Annotated in this window: 6 protein-coding genes; 2 read left to right on the top strand and 4 right to left on the bottom strand. The window is 31.5% G+C overall.

What is annotated here, in order from left to right; translation table 11 throughout:
- Window positions 1-144: 144 nt before the first annotated feature.
- The gene (locus ABZA26_RS08595; RefSeq protein ID WP_372714110.1) at window positions 145-765 is read right to left on the bottom strand and encodes a class I SAM-dependent methyltransferase; all 621 of its coding nucleotides are present in this window, start codon (window positions 763-765) and stop codon (window positions 145-147) included.
- Window positions 766-898: 133 nt separating this feature from the next.
- On the bottom strand, window positions 899-1,321 hold the full coding sequence (locus ABZA26_RS08600; RefSeq protein WP_372714111.1) for a hypothetical protein: 423 nt from the start codon (window positions 1,319-1,321) through the stop codon (window positions 899-901).
- A gap of 234 nt (window positions 1,322-1,555) precedes the next feature.
- On the opposite strand from ABZA26_RS08600, the gene ABZA26_RS08605 reads away from it, so the two are divergent.
- Entirely contained in the window at window positions 1,556-1,678 is a 123-nt protein-coding gene (locus ABZA26_RS08605; RefSeq protein WP_372714112.1) for a hypothetical protein, read from the top strand.
- Between the two features lie 78 nt (window positions 1,679-1,756).
- On the opposite strand, the gene ABZA26_RS08610 is transcribed toward ABZA26_RS08605, so the two are convergent.
- Complete coding sequence (locus ABZA26_RS08610) at window positions 1,757-1,918, bottom strand: hypothetical protein (RefSeq protein ID WP_372714113.1); 162 nt, start codon at window positions 1,916-1,918, stop codon at window positions 1,757-1,759.
- 16 nt (window positions 1,919-1,934) lie between these two features.
- Entirely contained in the window at window positions 1,935-2,414 is a 480-nt protein-coding gene (locus ABZA26_RS08615; protein WP_372714114.1) for a MarR family winged helix-turn-helix transcriptional regulator, read from the bottom strand.
- 253 nt (window positions 2,415-2,667) lie between these two features.
- On the opposite strand from ABZA26_RS08615, the gene ABZA26_RS08620 reads away from it, so the two are divergent.
- A complete protein-coding gene (locus ABZA26_RS08620) occupies window positions 2,668-4,284 on the top strand; it encodes a nitrite/sulfite reductase (protein ID WP_372714115.1) in 1,617 nt (538 codons plus the stop codon).
- The last annotated feature ends 181 nt before the right edge of the window (window positions 4,285-4,465 follow it).

Below are 4,465 nucleotides of genomic sequence, written 5' to 3' on the forward strand. Positions count from 1 at the left end.
CCCAGATAAATTCCCTTAATGAAATAGCAAATGGAACAAATGAAAAAACATTCTAAAATAATGGATATAAAAAATTATAGTCTAAAGAACTAAAAGGACTTCTCATGTTTTATAATGAGAAGTCCTTTTAATATCGGATAATTTTTATTTCTTTTTACCTATCATTAGAAACAGAGGATATTCACTGATTGTTCCGTCTGGCATCTTTTTTATAACCACATGAGGTTCTGAAGTAGTGATAAAATTAAAATTATTTTTTTTAAAAATTTCAGTTAATTCTCTCTTATTAAAACCTTTATGTCCGTTAAAATCATCCCCGTGAAAACTTCCGTCTTCCTCTTCTAAGTCTGCTATGCAGAGATATCCCCCTTCATTCAAACTTTCTGACCATTTTTTTATTATCTCTTCTGCATCAGGTATATGGTGAAGAACCATGAGATTGAATATACAGTCATATTTTATAGAGGTATCCAGAGGCTTCTCAATATCGATTAAGATGGTATTACAATTTTTATAACCTGATTTTTTTATTTTTTCCTCTACTTCAGACATCATCCCTTGGGAAGAATCGCAAAATGTCATATTTTTAAAATGAGGTAAAAGACTGAATCCAAGTAAGCCTGTTCCGCATCCATACTCCATGGCACTCATTTCTCCTGTATCTGAAATAAATCTCAAAATATCTTTTGCTACATCAGAAGCTCTCTTTTTTTTTGTTTCATCTGAATCCCAATCTTTTGCTACTTTATCAAAATCAAGTTTCATATTTGTCCTCCAATATATATATTATCTTTCTGTGATCTTTATACATTATAGTTAAAATTTATTAAAATAACAAATAATTTTATTTTTCAAATAGAAAAAGGGAATTATAGTGAATATAATTCCCTTGCATTCATCAGCATAGTCCCAAAGGATAAGTATCTGATGTTTTTTTTAAATTTTCACCTATTGAAAGGTTTAAATTTTTCAGTTTGTTTTCCGTTATTCTCAATATGTCATCTTTGTATTTTTCCATGATATTGGAATAAATCTCTTTTAAGTCAAGGGCAGTGATTGTTTTTTCAAAACTATTATTTAAATTAACAAGATATTTCAATTCTTCTCTGGGGGCATTCCTAAGTATTTGTTTACATAAAATCCAGTAATCAGCAACATGGTTTTTAATGTTCTCAAGTTTTTTCTTTGTAGGGTCCATAGTAAACTTTTGAACTGACAGTATAAGTTCTAAACCAGTATTTTTAGTCTTTTCAAACTGATTTTCAAAACCTTCTTTTTTGTAAATTGCATCTATTTTTTTTCTAGATATTTTATTAAGCATTCCTTGACCTCCAATTTATTATCAATGATCAGATTGTAGTACTATAATTTTTAGACCTGACTTGTTTCAAAAAAGTTTTAAAAAATCTCTTTTAAATTTTTATTCTAAGAATTTAAATTTCTTGTTTTGATTATTTTGTACTAAAATGTAATAAAAATTTGAAAATTAATCCCTAAAATGATATACTGCCCCTGTAAAAAGATTAATTCTATTCCAGTTTAAGGAGATATATTTATGAAATTAGGACTTTTAAAGAAATGTCAAAGCTGTATAAAATATTTAAGTGACAGATGTTCCGGAGTGGATTCACTGGAAAAATCAAAAATATTATACTGCCCTAAATATGAAACTAAGTAACATTTTATTTTAATGTTGATTTAATATCTTGAAGAAGGAACCTTCACGGTTCCTTCTTTTGCTATATAATTTTTATAACTAACCTTGAATTTGTTCTACTGCATCACAATTCACTTCCAGAATACTTTCTGATTCCACTAAAAGTTCACCATTTTTTAAAACTTTCTTTAAATCTTTTGACTGTGTAAAAATACAATCGTCACAGCCGTGGCAGCTGGTGATATTGATCTTATACTTCAAAATATTTTTCCCCTCCTTACTTAATATGCAATAAGAGACTGTTGTTTACAGTTTCTGTCACATCCTCTTTAGAGACTCTAGAAAGTAAATTTACATTGGAGGCAAAGCCGTGAAAGTCCATAAGTGGGTGTCTTTTGAATATATCATTTTTAAATTTTTTCATAATCTCAAGTGTAGGACCGGCTACGTCAATGCCTCTTTTGGTAAGATAAATCTCTTTTCTAAATAATCCTAAGTGAACAGTTCCTTTCATCTCTAAAAACTTTTCAGCCTCAAGTTTTTTGATGATTTTATTAATATGAGATCTTTCAATATCAAATTTTGTACAGAGATCATACTGGGTTATCCCGGGATTTTTGTACAAATAAGTCAAAAAAATAATTTCTAAATTATTTTTTGAAGCTCCAAAGGTTTTTGCAATCTGTTTGAGAGCCTGTTCAAATTTCCTTTGGCATATAAAAAGATCAAATATCAAGTGTTCGCTTATGTTTTCCATAAATTCCTCCTGTAAATAATTATGTATTGCATAACATAAGTTATATCCTTTTAAGAATATGTTTTAAGTTTATTAGAAATGTATTATAAAAAAACTTTATAATTTCTTATACGACAAATTTTTTATTTCCTTTTAAAATATATTATTTTAAATAACTATAACCTTTAACTTATAGTCACAATAGGATTCTTCTATTTCAACTATTTCAGTTAATGTACTATAATTAAATATAATATTCACTGGGGGGACAAAGATGATATTGACAGAAAATTTGAAATCCGAGCATTTAGAGGTCAAAGAGGCTTTGGAAAAATATAGTGCAAAAGAGATTAAAATACCTGATGTAAAAAAAGTAACAGCAAAATTTGGAATCTATAATACAAGAGACGGAAGATTCATGACAAGAGTGAGACAGGTGGGAGGCGAATTTTCCCTAAGAAAGATAAAAGTAATAAGTGAGATCATGGATAAAAACGATATATCCTTTGCACATATATCTACACGTGACAGTATACAGCTTCAGGGTGTTCCCGGAGAAAAAGTATATGATGTAATACGAGCTTGCACAGAAAACGATATGCCTTTCAAAGGAGGGGGAGGAAATGCCTACCGTAACCCACTGGTATCGCCACTTTCTGGTATATCCAAAGAAACAGTGTTTGACGTAAGGCCATATGCCATACAAACAGATATGTTCATTCATGGCTTTGAAAAAGCCTTCGATCTCGGGAGAAAATTTAAGATTTCTTTTTCTTCTGAGAATGGAGACAAGGGGCATACAGCAGTAAACGACCTTGGATTTTTAGCCAGAATAAAAGATGGAGAAAAAGGATTTTTAGTCTATGCTGGGGGAGGAATGGGTAGATGTCCTTCAGTAGGAAGGATTCTCTTTGATTTTCTGCCAGCCAGAGAGTGCATCAGAGCTTCTGTATCAATGCTTGAATTGTTTTACGACCATGGTGAAAGGGTCAACAGAAGCAAGGGGAGGCTGAGATTCCTTGTAGAGGAACTAGGATTTGAAAGATTCAAAGAACTTTTCGATGAATACTATAATAAAACTATAATATCTGAAGAATATAAGAAGTTTGAAGAGAAGGATTATTCCAAAATTGTATATTCTCTGAAAAAAGACCGCAGTGAGGAAATATATAGTTCAGATTTTGAAATATGGAAAAAAGCCGCAGTTCAAGAGACTATTTTTCCAGATGTATTTTCCGTAAGATTATTTATCGGCGGAGGAAACTTTTCTTCCAAGGATTTAAAAAAGTTCTCTCAGATTTTAGAAAAAACCGGTTGTCCTTTTGTGAGGCTCTCCACTGAGCAGGATATCTACATACCCCTAGTTCATAAAAATTTTATTTATGAACTGCATCAATTACTGGAAAAGAATCTTAGAAATCAGGGGGCAACTGCCATTAAGTTTACAAACCACGTTGTTACGTGTATAGGGGCTAGCCTTTGCGGAATAGGACTTTTAGATTCTCAAGTAATTGGGAGAAGTATTTCTGAGAAAATTGATGAACTCTTTGATAAATATCCGCAGTATAGAGGCCCCCTCTATACTCAGCTTATTGACGGAATAAAAATTTCCGGATGCAGCAGCTCGTGCGGAGTCAACCAGATCGCTCCTCTTGGTTTTATGGGTGTTAAAAAGCTTGTGGAAGGAGTGGTCACAGATTGCCTACAGGTTTTTACAGGAGGTCAGATTGACTCTGATGTTCAGGTACTTTCAAAAACTCATCCTGATAAATTTGTTACTGTGAACGAGGCCCCGGAATTTGTATTTTCCCTATTGGAATCCTATATTTTAGGATTAGAAAAAGGCAAAGCCATATCCTTTGAAGAATATATGCAAAATTATCATTACTAAAATAAAGTGATGCATCCAGAGAATAAAATCCTCTGGGTGTACTTTTTTTAAATTTATTATTCTCTATTATTTCAAGGACAAGCTTTCTAAAAAGCAATATCTAACTCCTAATGAGTTCATGATAGAACTGATATTTCAGGCTTCCGTAGATGATTTTTTTTTCGATACCTTTTGCTATCTC

Origin of the sequence: Ilyobacter sp. (genome assembly GCF_041583315.1) — a bacterium.
Classification (GTDB): domain Bacteria; phylum Fusobacteriota; class Fusobacteriia; order Fusobacteriales; family Fusobacteriaceae; genus Ilyobacter.